The 19674-nt window shown below is 68.9% G+C and carries 16 protein-coding genes and 2 pseudogenes; 14 read left to right on the forward strand and 4 right to left on the reverse strand.

Translation table 11 applies throughout. From position 1 onward, the window contains the following. Window positions 1–19: 19 nt before the first annotated feature. The 7 genes from ABZ860_RS35015 to ABZ860_RS35045 all read left to right on the forward strand — a co-directional run bounded on the left by ABZ860_RS35015 (window position 20) and on the right by ABZ860_RS35045 (window position 12291). Window positions 20–634 (forward strand): VWA domain-containing protein, encoded by a 615-nt coding sequence (locus tag ABZ860_RS35015; protein ID WP_357228741.1) that lies wholly within the window; start codon window positions 20–22, stop codon window positions 632–634. A gap of 14 nt (window positions 635–648) precedes the next feature. Continuing rightward, complete coding sequence (locus ABZ860_RS35020) at window positions 649–2001, forward strand: hypothetical protein (protein ID WP_357228743.1); 1353 nt, start codon at window positions 649–651, stop codon at window positions 1999–2001. Next, a complete protein-coding gene (locus tag ABZ860_RS35025) occupies window positions 1998–5441 on the forward strand; it encodes an AAA domain-containing protein (RefSeq protein ID WP_357228746.1) in 3444 nt (1147 codons plus the stop codon). Before ABZ860_RS35020 ends, ABZ860_RS35025 begins: the two co-directional genes overlap by 4 nt. Then, a complete protein-coding gene (locus ABZ860_RS35030; RefSeq protein WP_357228749.1) occupies window positions 5422–7059 on the forward strand; it encodes a hypothetical protein in 1638 nt (545 codons plus the stop codon). Before ABZ860_RS35025 ends, ABZ860_RS35030 begins: the two co-directional genes overlap by 20 nt. 113 nt (window positions 7060–7172) lie before the next feature. Next, the gene (locus ABZ860_RS35035) at window positions 7173–9479 is read left to right on the forward strand and encodes an AAA family ATPase (RefSeq protein WP_357228751.1); all 2307 of its coding nucleotides are present in this window, start codon (window positions 7173–7175) and stop codon (window positions 9477–9479) included. A gap of 259 nt (window positions 9480–9738) precedes the next feature. Then, window positions 9739–11772 carry a hypothetical protein gene (locus ABZ860_RS35040; RefSeq protein WP_357228754.1) on the forward strand — a complete coding sequence of 678 codons (2034 nt, stop codon included), beginning with the start codon at window positions 9739–9741 and terminating at the stop codon, window positions 11770–11772. A gap of 102 nt (window positions 11773–11874) precedes the next feature. After that, complete coding sequence (locus tag ABZ860_RS35045) at window positions 11875–12291, forward strand: VOC family protein (RefSeq protein ID WP_357228757.1); 417 nt, start codon at window positions 11875–11877, stop codon at window positions 12289–12291. Window positions 12292–12558: 267 nt separating this feature from the next. On the opposite strand, the gene ABZ860_RS35050 is transcribed toward ABZ860_RS35045, so the two are convergent. Beyond that, complete coding sequence (locus ABZ860_RS35050; RefSeq protein WP_357228759.1) at window positions 12559–14031, reverse strand: family 43 glycosylhydrolase; 1473 nt, start codon at window positions 14029–14031, stop codon at window positions 12559–12561. A gap of 1503 nt (window positions 14032–15534) precedes the next feature. Here ABZ860_RS35050 and ABZ860_RS35055 point away from each other — a divergent pair. Then, window positions 15535–15792 (forward strand): annotated as a pseudogene (locus tag ABZ860_RS35055) (enolase C-terminal domain-like protein); the annotation flags it as partial. A gap of 210 nt (window positions 15793–16002) precedes the next feature. Here the strand turns inward: ABZ860_RS35055 and rpsR are convergent. Together rpsR and ABZ860_RS35065 are read right to left on the reverse strand one after the other, a co-directional pair. Then, the gene (gene rpsR / locus ABZ860_RS35060) at window positions 16003–16230 is read right to left on the reverse strand and encodes a 30S ribosomal protein S18 (RefSeq protein ID WP_357228762.1); all 228 of its coding nucleotides are present in this window, start codon (window positions 16228–16230) and stop codon (window positions 16003–16005) included. Next, window positions 16227–17366: a GTP-binding protein gene (locus tag ABZ860_RS35065; protein ID WP_357228764.1), complete on the reverse strand. Its 1140-nt coding sequence runs from the start codon at window positions 17364–17366 to the stop codon at window positions 16227–16229. Before ABZ860_RS35065 ends, rpsR begins: the two co-directional genes overlap by 4 nt. A 78-nt stretch (window positions 17367–17444) precedes the next feature. On the opposite strand from ABZ860_RS35065, the gene rpmG reads away from it, so the two are divergent. Genes rpmG through rpmF form a run of 5 tightly spaced genes read left to right on the forward strand, consistent with a single transcriptional unit; the run spans window position 17445 to window position 18556 of the window. Further along, window positions 17445–17609, forward strand: coding sequence for a 50S ribosomal protein L33 (rpmG, locus tag ABZ860_RS35070; protein ID WP_142650039.1), 165 nt, complete (start codon window positions 17445–17447; stop codon window positions 17607–17609). Beyond that, window positions 17606–17851, forward strand: coding sequence for a type B 50S ribosomal protein L31 (locus ABZ860_RS35075; RefSeq protein WP_357228767.1), 246 nt, complete (start codon window positions 17606–17608; stop codon window positions 17849–17851). Before rpmG ends, ABZ860_RS35075 begins: the two co-directional genes overlap by 4 nt. After that, complete coding sequence (gene rpmB / locus ABZ860_RS35080) at window positions 17851–18087, forward strand: 50S ribosomal protein L28 (protein ID WP_357228770.1); 237 nt, start codon at window positions 17851–17853, stop codon at window positions 18085–18087. The genes ABZ860_RS35075 and rpmB overlap by 1 nt, the downstream gene beginning before the upstream one ends. Then, window positions 18087–18386 (forward strand): 30S ribosomal protein S14, encoded by a 300-nt coding sequence (gene rpsN, locus ABZ860_RS35085; protein WP_357228772.1) that lies wholly within the window; start codon window positions 18087–18089, stop codon window positions 18384–18386. The genes rpmB and rpsN overlap by 1 nt, the downstream gene beginning before the upstream one ends. Window positions 18387–18388: 2 nt before the next feature. Continuing rightward, window positions 18389–18556: a 50S ribosomal protein L32 gene (gene rpmF, locus ABZ860_RS35090; protein ID WP_357228774.1), complete on the forward strand. Its 168-nt coding sequence runs from the start codon at window positions 18389–18391 to the stop codon at window positions 18554–18556. Between the two features lie 180 nt (window positions 18557–18736). Here the strand turns inward: rpmF and ABZ860_RS35095 are convergent. Continuing rightward, a pseudogene (locus ABZ860_RS35095) lies at window positions 18737–19243 on the reverse strand (hypothetical protein); the annotation flags it as partial. Between ABZ860_RS35095 and ABZ860_RS35100 the strand changes: the two are divergent. Then, complete coding sequence (locus tag ABZ860_RS35100) at window positions 19188–19487, forward strand: hypothetical protein (protein WP_357228777.1); 300 nt, start codon at window positions 19188–19190, stop codon at window positions 19485–19487. The pseudogene ABZ860_RS35095 and the gene ABZ860_RS35100 sit on opposite strands and share 56 nt — an antisense overlap. Window positions 19488–19674 lie beyond the last annotated feature (187 nt).

Here is a 19674-nt window from a genome sequence, read left to right on the forward strand (position 1 = left end):
CCGCTCCCTGCCCGTCATCGTGCTCGCCGACGTCAGCGGCAGCATGACGCATCTGCGCAAGCTCGAGACGCTCAACGACTGCATCGCCACGATGATTCGGAGCTTCGCCGCTGAACGAACCATCCGCGGTGAGATCCAGGTCGGCGTCGTGGCCTTCGGCGGGGAGACCGCAGCGCTGCATCAACCACCTGTTCCCGCCACCGAACTGCAGTGGAGCGACCTCCGCGCCGGTGGTCGCACCCCTTTCGGTGCCGCGCTCGACCTGCTCACGGAACTACTCGCCGATGAGCGGGTGATCCCGCGAAACGCGTTCATGCCGACGCTGATTCTCGTGTCCGACGGGAAACCGACCGATGAGTGGGAAGGGCCGCTCCAGCGGTTGCTGGCCTCGCCGCGCGGAGCCAAGGCGATCAGGCTGGCCGTCGGTATCGGCCAGGACATGGACGACGACGACTTCCAGGTTCTGCGCGCGTTCATCGGTGATCCGTCCATCGAACCGCAACGCGCTGACCAGGCACACCTTCTGACCCGCTACTTCTCGTGGCTCACCATGAGCGTCAGTAGGCAGGCGCGCGCGGGCAGGCAGTCCTCCGCGGAGATCGGGTTCGACGAACTCGACGAGTTCCTGGCGTGAGGAGTGCCGGGCAGATGATCGTCCGCGACGAGCAGGGACGGCCGCTTCCGCTGCTCCGCCGGATCGGAGCCGGCGGGCAGGCCGAGGTGTGGGCCTCGGAAGGGAGGGTGGCGATCAAGCTGATGCACGCTCGGACTGCCCGCAGCGGACAGCGGCTGCGGAGCCGGATCGGCGTGATCAGACGGCTCGATCTCGACGGAGTGCCGATCTCTCGCCCGCTGGCCATGCTGGCCGCGCCGCACGTGGGGTACTCGATGGAACTCCTGGACGACATGGTTGCGATCCAGACGCTGGCATCGGCGCCCGGCGACCGCGACCTGCTCGACTGGTACGCCGGGACGGGAGGACTGCGGCGCCGGCTCAGGCTGCTGAGCCGCGCCGCGGACGCTTTCGCCGCGCTGCACGCCAAGGGCGTCGTCTACGCCGACCCGTCCCCGGCCAACGTGATGGTCTCGGACACCCCCCGGCACGAGGAGGTCCGCCTGGTCGACGTCGACTTCGTACAGTCGGAGTCCGTCGTGCCGGACACCATCGCCACCCCGGGATACGCGGCGCCGGAGTTGCTGGACGGACGGTCCGGGGTGACCGGCGCAACCGACGCCTATGCCTTCGCCGTGATCGCCTTCGAGGTGCTCACCCTGGCGCACCCCTTCCTCGGCGATGCCGTCCAGGAAGGCGATCCGGAGCTCCTCGAGCATGCCTACAGCGGCAAGCTGCCGTGGATCGACCATCCGGACGATCCGTCGAACCGGACGCGGTACGGCCTCCCGCGCGAGCGGGTGCTGGCATCGAAACTACGCGAGCTCGCCCGCCGGACCTTCCAGGACGGGCTTGAGGACGCCAAGGCGCGCCCCACGGCCGGGGAGTGGCGTACCGCGCTGCGGTCGGCCGCCGATCTGACCTTGGCCTGCGCCGGTTGCCCGCAATCGATCGACGTGCGGTTGCCGGCCTGTCCCTGGTGCGGTCTTCGAGCGCCCGATCCCCTCGTCGCCGTGGTGGAGTTCGTCCGCTCGGGGATGCCCAAGCCCGCTCCGGCGGGACAGACGCTGGCGGTGCCGCCGGGGGCATGGCTCCCGATCACCGGGCGCACTTCGCGCATGGACGCTGTGGAGTACGACACCGCGCCGGTGGCGTGGCTGTACTGGGAGGCGGAGCACCGGCTGGTGGTGAGGAACCCGGGACCCATGCCCCTCTGGCTGACGCCGGCGCCCGATCACGACGAGCTCTTGGTCGTCGAACCCTCGGATGAGCTGGCCTTACCGGCCGATCGGGCCGCGCCGCGATGGATCGTACGGTTCGGACCACCAGGAAGCCCGCACCGGATGCTGCGGTTCGCCCGGGTACGGAGATCGGAGGCCCGGCCGTGAAGCGGCCGCCGACCGCTCCGCTGCCAGGCGCCGAGGCCCTCGTCTGGCTCGACTGGCAGAGCGGCAGCTATCCGAAGGCCGGTGACGAGATCAGGCTGAGGTGGTCACCGGACCGCAGGATCGTCGCCTGGTCCGGCGCCGCACAGGCGCCGGTGGCACCCCTGCAGCGCGAGGACAGGGAAAAGCTGGAATCGGTCAGACGCGGTGGGGCGCATTACGTCGCGATCGTGGTGGAGTCGCATGTACTGACCAGGGAGCGCACCTCAAGAGCACGGCTGGGGGTGACGTTCTACCGATACGGGGCGGGCGGGACGCTGCCACCTCAGGAGATCGCCGTCGACCTTGACGTGGCGAGAACGGTGGCCAGGTGGGAGGACAGCCAGGCCTATGCGACGCAGACCGATCGGACGATCGGCTGGCTGCGCGACCGCTTCCTGCTGCCTGCGGCGCCGGGCACACCGGCGGGCACGCCCGGACGTGTGATCGTCTCGACGGTGGTGGGAGAACACGGCGCGCCGACGGGTTACCACCTCCACGGCCGGGGCTTCGCCGCCGACGTCCGGACCAAGGACGGCCGCCTCCACATGCACAAGATCAGGCGTACCACCAGCGCTGATCTGAATCGCCGGCTGCGGCTCGTCACCACGGACGTCGACTTCAAGGATGTTTCTCAGGTCGCCCAGATGCGCGCCGACATGGAGCGATGGATCGAACGGCTCACCGCGGGCCACGGGTTCCTGGCGCTGTGGAACCAGTACAACCGGCTGGAGGCGCGTCATCTACGCCGGCAGGTGAAGGAGACGCGATACGTCACCTACCGAAGCTGGAGCCGGCTTTCGGGTGGGGTTCACCGCTTCCAGGTCGTCGCCGCCGAGGATCCTTCGGGCCGCCGGCACTCTCTGCTGGAGCAGGCGCAGCAGGTGCTCAAAGACGGCGACACTCTGGAGTTGGAGGCGTCGGAGCGCTTGCCGCCCGTGCTGGCCAACCCTGACATCGACGTGGACGACGCGGAAGCCGCGGACGACGACTGGGACGTGATCCGGCAGCGGCTCGAAAGGCATCGGTTCAGCGGCACCGTTGTCGCGGTGGACGTCGCAGAAGGCACGATCGACATCAAGCGGACCGAACTGCAGCGCCGGGGCCCGGCGGGCGTCGGCGGTGACGAGGCCGTCCAGCCGGAACCGGAAGGGTTCCTGTTCCTCTCGTTCCGCGGCGACCGCAGGCAACTGGCCCGGCGCAGGGCGGCGTACGAACGGATCCTGCGCGGTGGCACGAACATCCCCAACCTGCTCGCCCTCCTTGAGGGCGAGCAGGTCGCGGCAGATCCGCCGGAGCGGATCGATCCGTACTCTGAAGCGGCTTGGGACCTTTTCGACGGGAAACCGACCCACCGCCAGCAGGCGGCGATCGACGTGGCGCTCAACACCCCGGACATCGCGATCATCCAGGGGCCGCCGGGCACGGGGAAGACGGAGGTCATATCGGCGATCCAGACCCGGCTCGCCGAGTCCGGCAGGTCGTATGCCCATGTGCGCGGCAGCATTCTGCTGGCCAGCTTCCAGCACGCCGCCGTCGAGGAGATGGCGGAACGGTCCGTGATCTTCGGGATCCCGGCCAACAAGATCGACCGGGCTGATCGCGGTACAGGGGTGCTCCGCGACCGGTTGCGGGACGCCGCGACCGCACATCTCCCCGAGCGGCTGGGCGAGCCGGGGGAGGCCGTGCTGACGCTGCGCCGGCTCAGCGCCCTCGTCGCCGGTTACTGGCTCACGCCGCCGGCTCCCGACGGCACGGTGGAGCTGCTGGCCGAGGTGTACGGCCAGGCCCGCCCGTACATCTCCGCTGAGCTTGCCGAGCGTTTGCGGGCGGCAGGCGACGAGCTGCGGATCACCTTGGCGACCGCGCCGCCGGGTGGGTGGAACGAGCCGGTGGACGAGGCCCATGAGCTCGCGCTGATGGCTGCCCGCTCCTTGCGCACGACGTCGGAGGCCTTCGCCGACGACGGCCCGCAGGCGGCGGCCAAAGCGTTGCGCCGGTTGCGTACGGTCATCGTCGCCGACGGCGGTCCCGCCGCGGCGGATCTCGCGCTTCTCGAACGGGCGGCGGAAAGCGATCCAGACAATCCGCAGGTGCCGCTGGAGGAGCTGGCCGCGCTGCGCGACCGCCTGATCGACCGGCTTCTGCCGCAGACCGGACCCGAACCGGTGCGCGCCGCAGATCCGCTGATCAATGACCTGCTCAACCAGGCGGTGGCGGAGATGGAGGAGTCGCTGCGCCGAACCCCTGACATGGGAGCGACGCTTGCCCTGGCCGACTACTACGAGGCTTTGCAGGGTGACCCGCTGGCCGTCGAGTGGACGCTGCGGGCCTACACCGCCTCGTACGCCACGACCTGCCAGCAGGCCGCCTCGAAGAAGGTCGTCGAGGCCAAGCAGGTGGGGACCGACGAGGACGTCGTCTTCGACACCGTCATCATCGACGAGGCGGCCCGCGCCAATCCGCTCGACCTGATGATCCCCATGGCGCTGGCGGCCCGCAGGATCGTTCTGGTGGGGGACCATCTCCAGCTCCCGCCGTTGCTGGAGCCCGAGGTTGAACGAGCACTCGTGCGGCAGGACGGATCGACTCAGGACACGTTGCGGCAGAGCCTGTTCGAGCGGTTGTTCCGCGCGCACGACAACAAGGGCTCACCGGTCCGGAGGGTCGTCACCCTCGATGCGCAGTTCCGGATGCACAGCGTCCTCGGAGACTTCGTCAGCCGCAACTTCTACGACGGAGCCCTGCGGTCGCCGCGTGGTACCGAGGGCTTCGCCCATGGCCTGCGGGAGTACGGCGAGGCGGTGGCCGTCTGGGTGGACATCCCCGCCGATCGGGGCAACGAGTTCCGGGTCCGCAGCGTCTACCGGCCGGCCGAGAGCGACTGGCTGGTGGAGCGGATCCCCGCGCTGCTCGACGCCGCTCCGGACCTCAGGATCGGAGTCATGTCGTTCTACACCCGCCAGGTGCAGGAGATCGGTGCTGCCCTGCAGAGACGCGGCGTGGCCGTCCGCGACGACAAGGGGCACTACGAGGCGGGCGAGCGGTACCGGCACAACAGCAAGGGCGATCCGCTCAACCGCCTGCACGTCGGCAGCGTCGACTCGTTCCAGGGCAAGCAGTTCGACATCGTCCTGCTCTCCGCGACCAGATCGGCGCCGCCCGGCGACGACATCCCGCCCACGGATGCGGCGGCGCACCGGCGCTGGGTGGGCCGCCGCTACGGCCACCTCACGCTGACCAACCGGCTTTGCGTGGCGATGAGCCGGCAGCGCCGGCTGCTGATGGTGGTCGGTGACGCGGCCATGTTCGAGGAACCGCGCGCACCAGGCGGGGTGGCGCCGCTCACCGAGTTCCTGAAGCTGTGCCGTGAAGGAGGCGATCATGGCCGGTTCGTTCGGTAACCCCAGGTTCCTGTCGTTCATCCGCGGCAGCGCGCTGATCCGTGAGGACAAGGACAGACGGATCCACGTCACCGTCCCCGCCTGGGCCTACCGGGTCACCGCCCCGCTCATCCCACGCCGCGGTCTCGACCTCTTCCAGAGAGTCGTCCTCGGACTGTGCGAGGCCGGTGTGCGCACGCCCGACCGGGTGAGCGAACTGACGGGACTGCACGTGCGACTGTGCGCGTACGTCATCGACACCGCCAAGCGGGACGGCCTGCTGGACCGCGGCGGCGAGCCCACCGAGCGGGGACGTGCGGCGATGCGCACCGGCAGCACCGACGAGGACACCGAGTGGGCGGTGCGCTACGTCTTCTACGACCCGGTGACCGGCGATCTGTGGCCGCGCACCGCCGAGCGGCTGCCGGACGTTCACGTCGTCCACCGGGAGGCCGACCACGTGGTCATCGACCTCGGGACGGCCGGACGGCCCGCCACAGTGCGGGGGCTGCGCATGTGGATGGATGACGAAAGCCCCAAGGCGCCGAACCCGGAACAGATCATGGAGGTTGTGCGCCGCGACCGGCTGGCTCGGATCAACGCCAGCTCGCAGGAGTTCGCGCGCAAACACCACCTCGACGCACTCCAGGACGTGGAGGAGGAACAGGCGGCCTACGCCGGCCGCGTCGCCACCGGGGAGCCGCTCGCCGAACTCTCCCGGGTGGCCCTCATCGGAGAGCCGGAACCGGTCGAGATCCTGGGCGTCATCGAAACCGCCGGTCCCGACCTGCCCGGAGAGGGCTGGATCGCGCACGACCCCTTCGGCCTCACCGCCAACGCGATGTTCGGCCGCCTCGTCGAGCACTGGGCCGCGGGCCGTCCCGAGCTGGCGGAGCGGCTGGACCGGCTGTTCAGAAGGCGCGGCGAGGCGGTCGGCGCGGACCTGAAGGGGGCCACGAAGCGAGCCCGCGCGCAGGCCGAGGCGGAACTGGTCATGGAGTTCGGCGCAAAGGTACGCGGCGACGCCGGCGTGCTGAGCAAACTCATCGACCTGCGGACCGCGCTCTACGACGGCGAGACCGATCAGGCGCTGCGCATGGCGGTGTGGGCGTCGTTCTCGCTCTTCGAGGAACTGTTCCACCGGCTGGCGATCGCGTACCCGATGCCCGCGCGCCATGCAGAACCGCTTCGGACGCGGGCGGCGCAGCGGGCGTCGGGGCGTCGCCGGCGTCACCCGAATGGCGGTCCCGAGCCACTGTGGGCGCCGCAGGTGGCCAGGGAGACGATCAGGAAGGCCGCCGAACGGATCGGTGCCTTCGAGGTTCCCTACACCGTCGTGAGCACGGGTTCGGACGCCCTCGGAGAGCTGGCCGGCGAGCCGAAGCCGCCGGACGGAACGAAGATCGGCGTGCTCATCGCGGCGGCTCTGATCAGCGCGGAGGCGCGCGACGACCACCCGTTGCGGCGCATGGTCGCACGCCGGAGCGACGTGCTCTTCGGCTGCGACCAGCTGCGCCAGATGCGCAACGGCCAGCTGCACCGGCTGGGGAAGCGGTCCGTCGCGGAAGACCTGAAGTGGTGCAAGGAACTCGGGGAGCAGGCGGCGTCGGAACTGCTCGAACTCCCGCTCACATCGTGACCGGCGGGCGGCACCGACGGCGCTCAGGACGCATGGCATCGGCGGCACTCGCAGGAGACACAGCACTCGTACGGCTCGCACGACCGCGTCGAGCCGACCGGAAGGAACGATGAATGGGCAAGGGCAGAAAGCCGAAGGCACAAGCGCCGCGGCCGGGAACGGCGGCCGGCGGCCGGGCGATCCCCGGTCGCAGACCCGCTGGACCGGTCAGCCCGAAGGAACTGGCCGAGGTCCTGCCCGAGGCGACCGCCGAGGCGGCCAGAGCGGTGGGAGGCGCGGAGAACCTGCCGGAGCCGGCCGAGCCGCCCGCCGACGTCGACTATCTCGCCGTCGACAGGCTGTGGCGGCAGATCGATCAGATCAAGAGGGCGTACGAGGTCGCCACCGGCCGGGCTGAGGACGCGCGACGCGCGATCGAGGAGGCCGAGCAGGCCCTCGAAGACAGATGGAACGAACTACGGACAACCGAGAAGGCGATCGACGAACGGGAACGCGGCATCGGCGACCGCGAGCGGGAGGCGGCTGCCCGGATCACCAAGGCGGAGGAGGAACTGCGCCGGCGGCTGGCCGAGTGCGGTGAACGCGAGGAACACCTGGCCACGCTGGAGCTGCGGGCGGCGCGGCAGGAAGAGGAGGATCGGAGCAAGGCCGGGGCCGCCGTCCGCGCCGCGCTGGCCGACGCTCGGGCCGAGATCGACAGCGAACGCGAACGGCTCGATGAGGAGCGCCGCGTATTGCGGGCTGAGGCACGGCGCCTGCAGATCGAGCGAGAGGACCTCGACGACACCAGACAGCTCATCGAGCAACGGATCGAACGGTCCGCCGAGCAACTCGCCGAGCAGGACCGGCTGAGACTCCAATCGCTGCAGCGACGGCACGACGACATGCTCGCGGATTACCAGCGGCTGGAGCAGCGGCTGGCCGCCCATGAACGGTTGCGCCTGGCGCTGGGCGGCCGCGAGCCGGAACACGTCGTCGCGGACCTGCAGCGGCTGCAGGAGGAGAACGCGACACTTCGCGGCTACCGGCCGCCCGCTGAGATCAAGGCCGAGCTGGATCGGCTGCGCGAGGCCGAGCAGCGCTGGCAGGAGGACCACGCCTTCCTCATGCAGGAGAACTCCCGTCTGCAGCGGCAGCTGTCCGCGTACCAGATCACCGCGATGGAGCTGGAGCGACAGGAACTCGTCAAACAGGCGCTCGCCGCCGACGTCGAGGCGTACAAGGACGAGGTCGCGCGGCTGAAGGAGAACGCCGAGGGGCTCAGGCGGAGCAAGGAGAGCGAGTCCCCCTTCCCCGCGTGCGCCGAGATGGACGTGCGCTACACCGAAGAACGTGACGACCTGGTGGACGAGTTGCCGCCGCTCGACGAGTTCGTCCACCGGCTGCGGCACATCATCGCCCAGCAGGAGAGACTGTTCTACTCGGAGTCCGACCTGCGGATCTTCCTCGCCGGGCTCGCCGCGACCCGCCTGCATCTGCTGCAGGGCCCCAGCGGCATCGGCAAGACGCAGCTCCCGCTGGCGTTCGCCAAGGTCCTGCAGGCGCATGCCGAGACGGTGCCGGTCGGCGCCGACTGGCGCACGCCGCAGGATCTGACCGGCTACTACAACGCCTTCGAACGACGGTTCTATGAGTCGAAGTTCACCAAGGCGCTCTACCAGGCGAACTGCCCGGCGTATCGAAGCCAGCCGTTCTTCGTCGTCCTCGACGAGATGAACCTGTCCCACCCCGAGCAGTACTTCAGCGACGTATTACACGTGCTCGAACTCAGACAACGGACGGCAGGAAGGAAGATCGGACTCGATCTGATGACGGCCAGGGTCGAGCCGGCGCCACGCGGACTGATCGACGGGATCAAACTGCCCATACCCCAGAACATCTGGTTCGTCGGCACGGCCAACCAGGACGAGACCACGGTGGCCTTCGCCGAGAAGACGCTTGACCGGTCCAACGTCATCGAATTGCCCGGGCGTCCGGAACGGTTCGAGTACGAGCGGACCCAACCGTTCCCGCCGTTCTCCTTCACGGCGCTACGCCAAGCCTTCGCCGTGGCACGGCAGCGGCACGAGCAGTCCGCCCGCCTGGTGGGCGACTTCCTCAACGGTGGACTGAGCGATCGGCTCCAGCGGGACTTCCGCGTCTCCACCGGACCCCGGAGTGCCGGACAGCTCTCGCGCTTCGTACCTGTGCTCATCGACGCCGGGGGGACCGTCCGAGAGGCCGCGGATCACGTGCTGGCGATGAAGGTGCTGCGGAAGATTCGCGGTCGTTACGAGCTGCGCAGCGACACCATCAGAGCGCTCCGCGACGACCTCCCGAAGTTCTGGGCCGAACTACCGGCTGCGGAGGGCGACCCCGATCGCCCGATCCGGGCCATCGAACTCCTCGACGACGAACTGCACCACCGCGGGGAGGCGTGACGCCGTGCGAGTCAGACTCTGGGACCGGATCCTCGACCGAGAGACCGATTCACCACCCTCGGGGCCGGTGCCGATCGGACGGTACGTCTTCATCGGCGCCGAGCAGGACGCGTCCGTCGGCCGGAGCACCCCAGACCGGCGGGGACCATCTGGTAGGCCGGGCGTTTCCGGCGCTCGGAGTCCTGCCGGTGGGCGCCACCTGTCGCTGGCAGGCCGCCACGTCAGGCCCGGTGATCATCTCGCCGCGGTCGGTGACTGGATGCTGTGGGACGAGGATCGCCGACGGGCGACGCACGGTGCCTGTGACCCGCGCGCGTTGCCCGATGAGGTGACCGAACGCGCCGTCCTCGGTGTGGCGGCCAGACTCGAGCGGCTCAGCGCCGAACCTGTGCATCGGTGGCTGCGGGAAAGCCCGCTGCTCGCCGACACCGAGATCGGGCCGCGACTGCGGCGGCGCAGGATAGACGACGAGATCGACGAGCATTTCAACGCCCTGCGCGCGGTCTGCCATGCCCCGGCCGATCGGCTGCGGGTCGTGAACCGGCTTGTGCCGGTAGGTCTGGCGCGGCGGATCGTGCCCGCGACGATCAACCGGCTGGCCGGCCACAGCGAGGACTGGAACCGGCTGCGGCCGGACAGTGTGGAGCCGAAAGTGGTCCTCACACCGTTGCGTGAGCAGAACCTGGACTTCTACGAGAACCGTGTCGCCGCCCGGCTGGTCGACCATCTCTGGGGCGACGTCGTGGCCCGGCTGAATGCCGTGACACGGATCGATGCGATGTTCAGCGACCTCGATCGCTATGTCGCGGACGCGGTCAACCGGCCATGGCGGCAGCATGGCAAGCTGTTCGAGCTGATCGCGGGGGTTGTGGCGGACGAGCCGTGGAAGGACCTGGCCGAGGCGAGACGCAAGGAACTGGGAGCGGTCAGGGACGCCCTCGTCGCGCTGCGGGGCAGCGGCATCCTGCGGGGAGTCGACCGGCAGGTCGACATCGGGACGGCGCTCCGGGCCACGAACCTCTTCGTCAACGACGGTCGCTATCGCCGGGTGCGCGACCTGTGGCACGCATGGGTGAACGACCGTACCGGGGGAGATCAGGAATGCGACCCCGTGGTCCGCATTCAGAGCTGGTGCCGAGGGTTCACCGTCTACACCGGGCTGCTGCTCCTCCACGCGCTCGACCACCTGGGCCTGCTCGGCGAGGCGGGCGGGTCGGATGAACCCGCGGAGGCGGGGGCCGTGGCATCGTTCAGCCGCGGCGGACCGCCGATCCGGCTGACTGCCGGAGGCGGCGGGGCCACAGGCGCGGATGTGACCCTCGCGTGGCTGCCCACCGAGGTTTTCGAGCTGGCCGTCGGCGGGCGGCCGGTACTCCACGTCCTGGCTCTTCCGCACGCCCTCACCGGCCATGGCCGGACGGCGGCCACCCAAGAGGAGACGGATCAGCTGACATCCGGCAAGCCGGAGATTCCCGTACTGGTTGTTTATCCGGGTACGTTCGAGGAACGGCAGGCACTGCCGAAACGGTCACGCCTCGAAGTCTTCTCCGGTTGCGACTCGCCTGTGCCCTGGAAGCATGGCGGCGTGAGGCTGCTGCCGGTCTCTCCGATGGAGATCGACAGTGTGGTCCGGCTGGCCCGGAGCCTGTACAGCGTTCTCGCCCAGGAGCGGCACCGCGACCATCCGATCTCGGTGCGGTGCCGCCAGGTGCATGCGAAGGAGATCGCTGAAGGTGCCGACTGGCTCTCGGCCGGGCAGGCCGGCCTCGTCGTCACACGCCCCCCCGCGCCCGGTGAGCTGGCGAGGACGCAGGCACGGCTGCAGTCGCTGAGGGGCCGGGCCGCCGGTCGTCCGGGTGGCGTCGGAGAGGTGGAACTCCTGGACCGGCTGGCGGATGAGATCACCGTGGCCGCCGAGACCATCGCCGAGTACACCAGGTGCCCGGTCTGCCTGCAGCGGAGCCCAGATCCCTGGCGGGCGTATCGGCGCAGGCCGGACGGCACGTACGCGTGCGAGTGCCCGCAGGGCCACGCCCGCTGGGAGCTGCGGCTGTGCGGCTCGTGCACCCGGCCTTATCCGGTCATCCACATCGAGCCGGTGCTGGGGGACGTCGAACTGGATGGTGACGGCGTCGACCGACTGTTCGGCAGCCACATCGTCTCGACGCCCTGTTGGGTGCGTCCCTCCGTCTTTCTCTGCCCGTCGTGCGGTACCTGCGGCGTGGCCTCCACAGTGAAGGGCGTCGGGTGTCGAAGGTGCTGTCTCGAAGAGCGGGACCTCGCAACCGGCTAGACGATCGATTCCAAGGGTGAGTTGTCGTAGCGATCGCGGACTTGCCAGCCGGACGGCGCGGGCCCATAGGCTAAGCCCCCGTCCGCACTGTCTGGGGGATTCATGACCAGTAGGTTCACCGAGTTGGTTGTCGACTGCCACGATCCGGAGCGGCTCGCGGCCTTCTGGTGCGCGGTCCTGGACTTCAAGGTGATCGACCGGAGCAAGGGCAAGGTCGAGATCGGCTCCTGGGAGCCGACCGTCGAGGAGGTCCGGGCCCGCCAGATGCCGCCCACTCTGGTGTTCATCCGGGTGCCTGAGGGCAAGACCGTGAAGAACCGGCTCCACCTCGACGTCAGCCCGATCGACGGCAGTACCGACGACGAGGTGGCCAGGCTGCTCGGCCTCGGCGCCGCCAAGGTGGACGTGGGGCAGGGCTCCGGCCGGAGCTGGGTGGTCATGGCCGACCCCGAGGGCAACGAGTTCGATGTCCTGCGCACCCTGGCACCGTCCACGTACATGATCGGTCCGGAGGGTTAGTGGTCGTAGGCGGTCAGTGAGCGCAGGACGGGCTGTCCGCTCTGGTCGTTGCGCCAGATGGCGGTGGTCAGCGTGAGGATGCGCTGTATGACGCGGGCGACGACGCCGGCGAGTGTTCGGCCGTGGTGCCGTTCCAGGTCGAGCCGGCCCTTGAAGGTCTCGTTGACCGGCTCGACAACCTGCCGCAGTGGTTTGAACAGCCCGGCTCCGGGCCGCTCCGGTTCACCCTTGCGGGCTCGACAGGCGTGCCGGAGCTGGGTCCTGGGGTCAGTAGACGAAGGGCCAGCCCGCGCTGTCCCAGCCGAGCTTGTTGATGCCGAGGCGGGAGGAGCCGTCGTCGGCGTACCAGTGGTAGAAGAGGATGTCGCCGTCGTTGTCGGCGAGGACGGCCTGGTGGCCGGGGCCGTGGATGCTCCCGTGCCCGGCCAGCACCTGGGTGCCGCCCCCCGACGTCATCGCCGTCCCGTTGCGGTCGGTGTACGGGCCGGTGACCGAGGTGGAGCGGCCCACCATGATGCGGTAGGTGCTGGAGGCGCCTTTGCAGCACAGGTCGAAGGAGACGAACTGGTAGTAGTAGCCGCCGTGCCGGTAGATGAACGGCGCCTCGGTCGCGCCGCCGTTGCGGCCGGAGATGCTGCGGATCGTGGTGTCGAGCCGCTTGCCGGTGGCCGGGTTGAGCTGGACCATCTTGATCCCCGACCAGAACGAGCCGAAGTCGAGCCACCAGCGGCCCTGGTCGTCGGTGATCAGGTTGGGGTCGATGGCGTTCCAGTTGTCGGAGGTGGTCGACTCGATGACCAGGCCCTGGTTGGTCCACGAGCCGGACGCCCCGGTCGTGCTGGTGGCCAGGAAGATGCCGGAGTGGTTGGAGCCGAAGGTCGAGGCCGCGTAGTACATGTAGTAGGTGCCGTTGACGTAGGTGATGTCCGGCGCCCACAGGGTGTTGCTGCCGTTGGTGTAGGCGTGCGTCCAGGAGGCTCCTCCGGGGAACGCCGCCCCCGCGTTGCGCCAGGTGGTCCGGTCGGCCGAGGTCTTGAGCAGGATGCCGTTGCCGGTGTAGGCGAGCAGGTAGGTGCCGTCCGGCCTCTTGGTCACCTCGGGATCGTGCACGGAGATGTCACCGTTGACCGTACCGGGGTTGGGGTAGGACGCCGGCGGAGTTGTGGGGGTGCTGCCGCCGAGTTTGACGAGTTGCCACTGCTGGTTGGCGCCGCTCAGGTCGGTGTATTGGGAGATGCGGCCGCCGTCGGCGGTGGACCACTCCCAGACTTCGAGGGCCTTGCCGCTGTTGCGGTTGATGAGCTTGACGTATCCGCTGTCGGTGTCGACGATCCGGAACTGCTGGTTGGCGCCGTTGGTGTCGGTGTACTGGATGACGTCGGCGCCGTCGGCGGTGGAGCGGCCGGAGATGTCGACGACCTTGCCGCTGTGGCGCGACCTCAGGCGGTAGTAGCCGCCGCCGGAGTCGACGAACTGCCACTGCTGCCAGGCGCCGTCGTTGCGGGCCCACTGCACCAGCGGTGCGCCGTCGTTCGTCGCCATGTTGTAGACGTCCAGCGCCTTGCCGCTGTTGCGGTTGACCAGCACGTACGACGCGTTCGTGTCGATGGTCGCCGCATGGGCGGGGCCGGCGGACACAACGGACTGGCAGAGCGCGAGCAGCGCCACAAGGATCAGTGTGACGGCCGTCGAGACCTGCCATCGGCCTGAACGAAAGGTGGGGCTGAGGAGTCTGACCATGAGCACCTCTCTGTGTGAGCGCTAACAATTTCGGCAAGGCCGTCTGATGCCCTGCGCCGGTGAGCCCGCTGCTCCTGCCGTCCGGGATGAGCTCGTGGCCCCGCGGCGAAGGGCGAGCGAGGTAGGGGAGCGCCGCCACTCAGGTCGTCGATGCGGGGGCGCGGTCCGGCGGATGAGGCAGGGGCCCTATCAAGGGTTGAATCCGCTGCTGGACAATCCCTGTCAGCCTCATGCCTTTTCATGACGTTACCTGAACATCTCGGATTGGGGCTCGGCGTCCGCGACGAGTGGCCGGGAGTATCCATCCAGAACCGCCGGCCCGGGAAAGGCCGGATCGCTACGTGCTCGCTGATTGTTCACGTGAACATTATTTGCGCGAGTTCATCGTGTACAGCCTCCGGAAGGGGTGCGACGCCGAGAAGCAATGCGATGGCCATCACTATGAGCCCGGAGCGGAAGTTACGTCAAGGCTTCGCAGGAGGACCAGAGGCCGGGCAATCCCGCTCTCCTGAGCCCTCTAGCCGCCGATACGATGCGTCGCCTCGCGCATCCTCATGCCCGTATTGATGCGGAGGTGTGTGAAACTTTCAGCGATACTGACTCGCCAAAATTTTCGGCGAGGCGGTGAAAATAAAAAAGATTGCTACTCGCGACAGGCGCCACGGCTCGCGTTCGCTCGTTCACTTATCGTGACAGCCAGGGGGCGTGCTGTGACATGACTGTTCTCGGCCGTGGACGAAAGTTTCGGACCCAAGTGGAAAGGTTCCTTTTCGGTTGCTCCTGGCAGCCTTGCCCGCCAGGAGCACAGGGTGAGGGCGGCCTCCGGAGCGCGAGGAAGCGGGTAATGAGGAGTCGCGGAATCAGTTCCGGCAGGTGAACCGGCTGTTGCGAATGCCATTGGGCGTATCGAGACTGGAGACGGCGTCGTCATGAAGGGCTGGGCCGGTGCTGCCCGCCCGCTGCAGTTGATCCATCAATTCGCTGCCGGTGGCGCTGCCGAACTTGACGCAAGGTCCGGACCGACTCATAGTGACGGCCGTTACGGCACTCGGGGCACACACTGCGCCGCCGGAGGTCTATGAGTCTGAAAAATCGTCCTCGGTTAAGGCTGACTATTCGTGCGGAAACAGGGACGCGTCCTGTTGCTTCTATTTACCGGTCGCTTCTTCCGGCCGCGCTTCCAGGTCCGCATGGCCGATGCGCGGCCACCCTTCCGCCTGGGGCGTCCGCTGTAATCGAGAGCGTCCGTCCTTGCGGCGGCAACGCGTTCATCGTATCGATTCCAAGGGCGTTACATCTGCCGGCCGCTCTCGCACTCGAGCCTGGACAACCTCGGCCCGTTGACTATGAGCGGCAGCCCGATAAGGCGCCGATTGCCGCGTGGCTCCATCCCGGAGGAGGTCTCCTGGAGGTGCGCTTCGCGGAGCTCGGGACATCGCGGGCAAGGCCGCCGGGCTGCCGGTCCACGTGCTGCTGGGAGGCCCCGTCCGGGACCGCGTGCGCATGTACGCCTGGGTCGGCGGGGACCGCCCCGCCGAGGCCGCCGAGCCGGCCCGCGCGCAGATCGAGGCCGGCTTCACGGCCGTCAAGATGAACGGCTCCGCCGAGCTGACCGCGATCGACACACCGGCGCGCTCCCGTGAGGTCGTCGATCGGGTGGCCGCCGTGCGCGAGGCGATAGGCGAGGACAACGACGTGGTGGTGGACTTCCGCAGCCGCATGTCCACCGCCATGGCCCGGAGGATGCTCCCGCTGCTGGAGCCGTACATGCCGCTTGTCCGCCCCCGGAGCGGATCCATTGGAGCGGATCCATGCCTACGTCCCCGCCGGTCTGCTCCTTCTGCCGGCTCGATCCGCAGCCGCAGCACACTGTGGTCCTACGGCCGCGGATTCGAACGGGCCGATGGTCTACCGATCAGAGGACGTCGCCGAGCGTCGGCCGATGTCCGGTGGCGCCGTCCTCTCTGCCGGTCAGGAACGCGGCCGGGAGGCGTAAGGGAGCAGCGCCATCTCGCGGGCGTTCTTGATGGCGCGGGCGATCTGGCGTTGTTGCTGCACCGTGACGCCGGTGACGCGGCGGCTGCGGATCTTGCCGCGGTCGGAGATGAACTTCCGTAGCAGGTCGGTGTCCTTGTAGTCGACGTAGTCCACCCCCTGCAGCGGGTTGCCCTTCTTGCGGAGGGTGCGGCGGGGCTTCATGCGATCTCCTTGAGGTTGAGGATGTGGGCGAAGGGGTCGTCGTAGCCGGCCCACACGTCGGAGCCCGCCAGGGCCTCCTCCTCGGTGAGCAGGCAGGAGTCGAGCAGAGCGTGGAGGCGCTCTCGGTCGAGGTCGGGCCCGGTGAACACCAGGTGCTGAACGCGGTCGCCGGTGATGTGGTCCCAGTCGAGGTCGGCGGCCATGCGGCGGGCGGGGGAGACCATGTCCCAGGCGGCCTCCGGTAGCGCGACCAGCCAGGGCCCGGCGTCCTCGACGGACACGACGCCGGCGACCGCGTCCCAGGCGAGCAACTGATCGGGCCGGCTGGCCAGCCAGAACCGCCCGCGAGAGCGCACCGATTGAGTGACCAGCTCGTCCACGGCCTCGAACAGGCGGGCAGGGTGCAGCGGGCGCAGCCGGCGCCAGACGACCGTGGTGATCTCGTCCGTCTGCGCGTCGCAGGGGAGCAGGGCGGTGGCGGGGTCGACGCGTTCGGCCAATTCCCGCGAGCACAGCCGGGCGCCGGTCACGCCCGGCAGGGACCCGGCGAAGACCGGGGTGCAGGGCGCGAGGTGGGCGAGCACGGCGCGGGAGAGCTCCCCGTCCTCTTCGTCGCCGCCGTGCAAGGTCAGGGCGGTTGCGTACTCGATCTGCCGGGTCAGGACTTCGGCGACATAGCGCTGGTCGCCGGCCGCGGCCGGCTGACCGGTCTCGCTGAGGCGGTCGCCGCGGGTGATGTCCACGGGCATGTGCTCGGCGTGCAGCGTGGTCAGCACGCAGGTCAGCCGCAGGATGTCGTGAGCCTCCTCGCAATCGAGAGCCTCGGCGACCGAGCGTGGCTCGACCGAGTCCCACAGGTCGACCACGAGCAGCGACGCGGTGGCGGCGTGCCGCACCAACTGAGGGAGAAGGTCCTCGCGGACGGTGCAGGTGACACAGCCGTGCGCGAGCCGTACGTCGGCCAGGTCGAGCACGGTGGAGGCGTCGCGGACCACGCGTTCCACCCGGCCGGCGGTCACCTCCCGCAGATCGTGGTGGACGGCGACGGAGCCGGGGTGGTCGCGCAGGAGGCGATCGACGACGGCCGTGCGAGCAGAGGCGTGCAGGCCCGCGACCAGGACGACGGGGGTGGACATGGAAGGCCTCCGAGTTGCGGGAATGGAAATGATTATCGTTATCATTACACAGGCTGATGGCGAGAGAGGAGCCACCCCATGGCCAGAAACGAGCTACGCCCCGTGATCAAGCTGCGATCGAGCGCGGGGACCGGCTACACCTACGTGACCCGCAAGAACCGCCGTAACGACCCCGACAGGCTCACGCTCCGCAAGTACGACCCGATCATCCGCAGGCACGTCGCCTTCCGGGAGGAACGATGAAGAAGGGCATCCACCCCGACTACCACCCGGTCGTGTTCCGCGACCCGGGCGCCGGGTTCGCCTTCCTCACCCGCTCGACCATCACCAGCGACAAGACGATCGAGTGGGAGGACGGCAACACCTATCCCGTGGTGGACGTCGACGTCTCCTCGGCGAGCCACCCCTTCTACACCGGGCGCAGCAGGGTGCTCGACACCGCCGGGCGAGTCGAGCGGTTCAACCAGCGCTACGGGAGGGGCTGATGTCCGCGCACTGCCGGCTCACGGGAGCCGCTCCGGTCTTCGGCAATCGCGTCTCCCGCTCCCATCGGCGCACCCGCCGGCGATGGAACCCCAATATTCAGCACCGCCGCTACTGGCTGCCCAGTGAGAACCGCCATGTCCGCCTCACACTCAGCGCCCGGGCGATCAGGACTGTCGACAAGATCGGCATCGAGGCCGCCGTCGCCCGGATCCGGGCCCGGGGAGAGAAGATCTGATGGCCAAGAAGAGCAAGATCGCCGCCAACGAGAGACGCAAGGCCGTGGTCGCTCGCTACGCTCAACGGCGTGCGGAGCTGAAGCAGGTCGTACGCACCGGCACTCCGAAAGAGCGGGCATCGGCCGTACGCGAGCTGGCGCGCCAGCCGCGCGACGCCAGCGCGACGCGCGTGCGCAACCGCGACTCCGTCGACGGCCGCCCGCGGGGCTATCTCGGCACGTTCGGACTGTCCCGGATCCGGTTCCGTCAGATGGCCCATCGGGGCGAGCTGCCGGGCGTGACGAAAGCGAGCTGGTGATCGTGGCCGTCCCCAAGCGCAGAACCTCGCGCAGCAACACCCGCCACCGCCGTAGCCAGTGGAAGGCGACCGCGCCCGACCTGGTGCCAATCACTGTCAACGGACGCGAACTCCTGGTACCCCGCCGACTGGTCCGCGCCTACCAGCGCGGCTTCATCCTTCCCGATTGACCGCAGCCAGCCCACGTCACGTAAGGGGCGTGTCCCGGGCGGCGGCCCGTCGTCGGAACAGTGCTGCGGAAGGATTCCTAGGGCCGCAGGCCGCTGATTGCCACCCACGATGTGCAGATTTACGGCCAGGCCGAGGCCGGCGCCTCCTTTGTCGCGGCTGCGGGCGGTGTCCAGGCGCACGAAGCGGTGGAAGATGCGCTCGCGGTCGGCCGGAAGGATGCCGGCGCCGTCGTCGGCGACCGTCGGTTCAGCGCCGTCCCTGGTGGGTGCAAGCTGATCCGTATCGTGTGGACGGCGTGCCGGTGGGCGTTGTCGAGCAGGTTGCCGAGCATCCGGATGATCTGTTCGGGGTCGCCCTCGACGATCATTTCGGGGTCGAGCCGGAGATGCGTGTGGTGCCCGTCCGTCTGGTGGGTGGCTTGTGCCCGGACCAGCGCTGTGAGGTCGACCTGCTCGGTTCTTGGGGGTGTCGTGCCCAGGCGGGTCAGCAGGAGCAGGTCGGTGACGATGGCCTGCACCGGTCGAGGTCGTGCACGGTGTGGCCGAGCAGGTCGTTCGGATCGGTCTGGTCGGGATGCAGCTGTGCCTCTTCCGGTCGCGTGCGTAGTGCGGCGAGGGGTGTGCACAGTTCGTGGCAGGCGTCCGCGGCGAACTGCCGCTGGCGTGTGCGGGCGCGCTCGGCGCGATCGTCGGCCTGGCGCAGTCGTTGCAGGGTCTTGTTGGCGGCTCGGGCGAGGCGGGCGATCTCCTGGCCTCCGCCCGGTTCGGTGACCTGGTGTTCACACTCGTGAGGCTGACGGCGTCCAGTTCGCGGCGGATGGACGTCACCGCCCGCAGTGACCTGCCCCCGCTCGCCGCGCCTTCAGGGCCGCGCTCGCCGAGACCATGCAGGACGAACGGCCCTTCGCGCTCGCCCTCGACATGGCACTGAACCACGTGAAAGCCCAGGTCAGGGACCCTGCCGCCGATTTGACACACTCGGCCGACTAGCCCAAAGTGGACGAAATCGTCCACTCGCCCCTCGGCGGTGCCGACCGTCCACGGGTGCGGCAGGAAAATGGTGAGACCGATGCCGTTTCTGCGCTCGGCCCAAGCGCGCTACACGACAGCGGCGACAA

Origin of the sequence: Microbispora sp. NPDC046973 (assembly GCF_040644495.1) — a bacterium.
Taxonomy (GTDB): Bacteria; Actinomycetota; Actinomycetes; order Streptosporangiales; family Streptosporangiaceae; genus Microbispora.

Bases quoted from the DNA above. Each gene is read 5' to 3' on its own strand.
- ABZ860_RS35050 (WP_357228759.1), bottom strand. From the start codon at position 14,031: ATGGTCAGACTCCTCAGCCCCACCTTTCGTTCAGGCCGATGGCAGGTC.
- rpsR (WP_357228762.1), bottom strand. From the start codon at position 16,230: ATGAAGCCCCGCCGCACCCTCCGCAAGAAGGGCAACCCGCTGCAGGGG.
- ABZ860_RS35020 (WP_357228743.1), top strand. From the start codon at position 649: ATGATCGTCCGCGACGAGCAGGGACGGCCGCTTCCGCTGCTCCGCCGG.
- ABZ860_RS35035 (WP_357228751.1), top strand. From the start codon at position 7,173: ATGGGCAAGGGCAGAAAGCCGAAGGCACAAGCGCCGCGGCCGGGAACG.
- ABZ860_RS35045 (WP_357228757.1), top strand. From the start codon at position 11,875: ATGACCAGTAGGTTCACCGAGTTGGTTGTCGACTGCCACGATCCGGAG.
- ABZ860_RS35075 (WP_357228767.1), top strand. From the start codon at position 17,606: ATGAAGAAGGGCATCCACCCCGACTACCACCCGGTCGTGTTCCGCGAC.
- rpmB (WP_357228770.1), top strand. From the start codon at position 17,851: ATGTCCGCGCACTGCCGGCTCACGGGAGCCGCTCCGGTCTTCGGCAAT.
- rpsN (WP_357228772.1), top strand. From the start codon at position 18,087: ATGGCCAAGAAGAGCAAGATCGCCGCCAACGAGAGACGCAAGGCCGTG.
- ABZ860_RS35040 (WP_357228754.1), top strand. From the start codon at position 9,739: ATGCTGTGGGACGAGGATCGCCGACGGGCGACGCACGGTGCCTGTGAC.
- ABZ860_RS35030 (WP_357228749.1), top strand. From the start codon at position 5,422: ATGGCCGGTTCGTTCGGTAACCCCAGGTTCCTGTCGTTCATCCGCGGC.
- rpmG (WP_142650039.1), top strand. From the start codon at position 17,445: ATGGCCAGAAACGAGCTACGCCCCGTGATCAAGCTGCGATCGAGCGCG.
- ABZ860_RS35065 (WP_357228764.1), bottom strand. From the start codon at position 17,366: ATGTCCACCCCCGTCGTCCTGGTCGCGGGCCTGCACGCCTCTGCTCGC.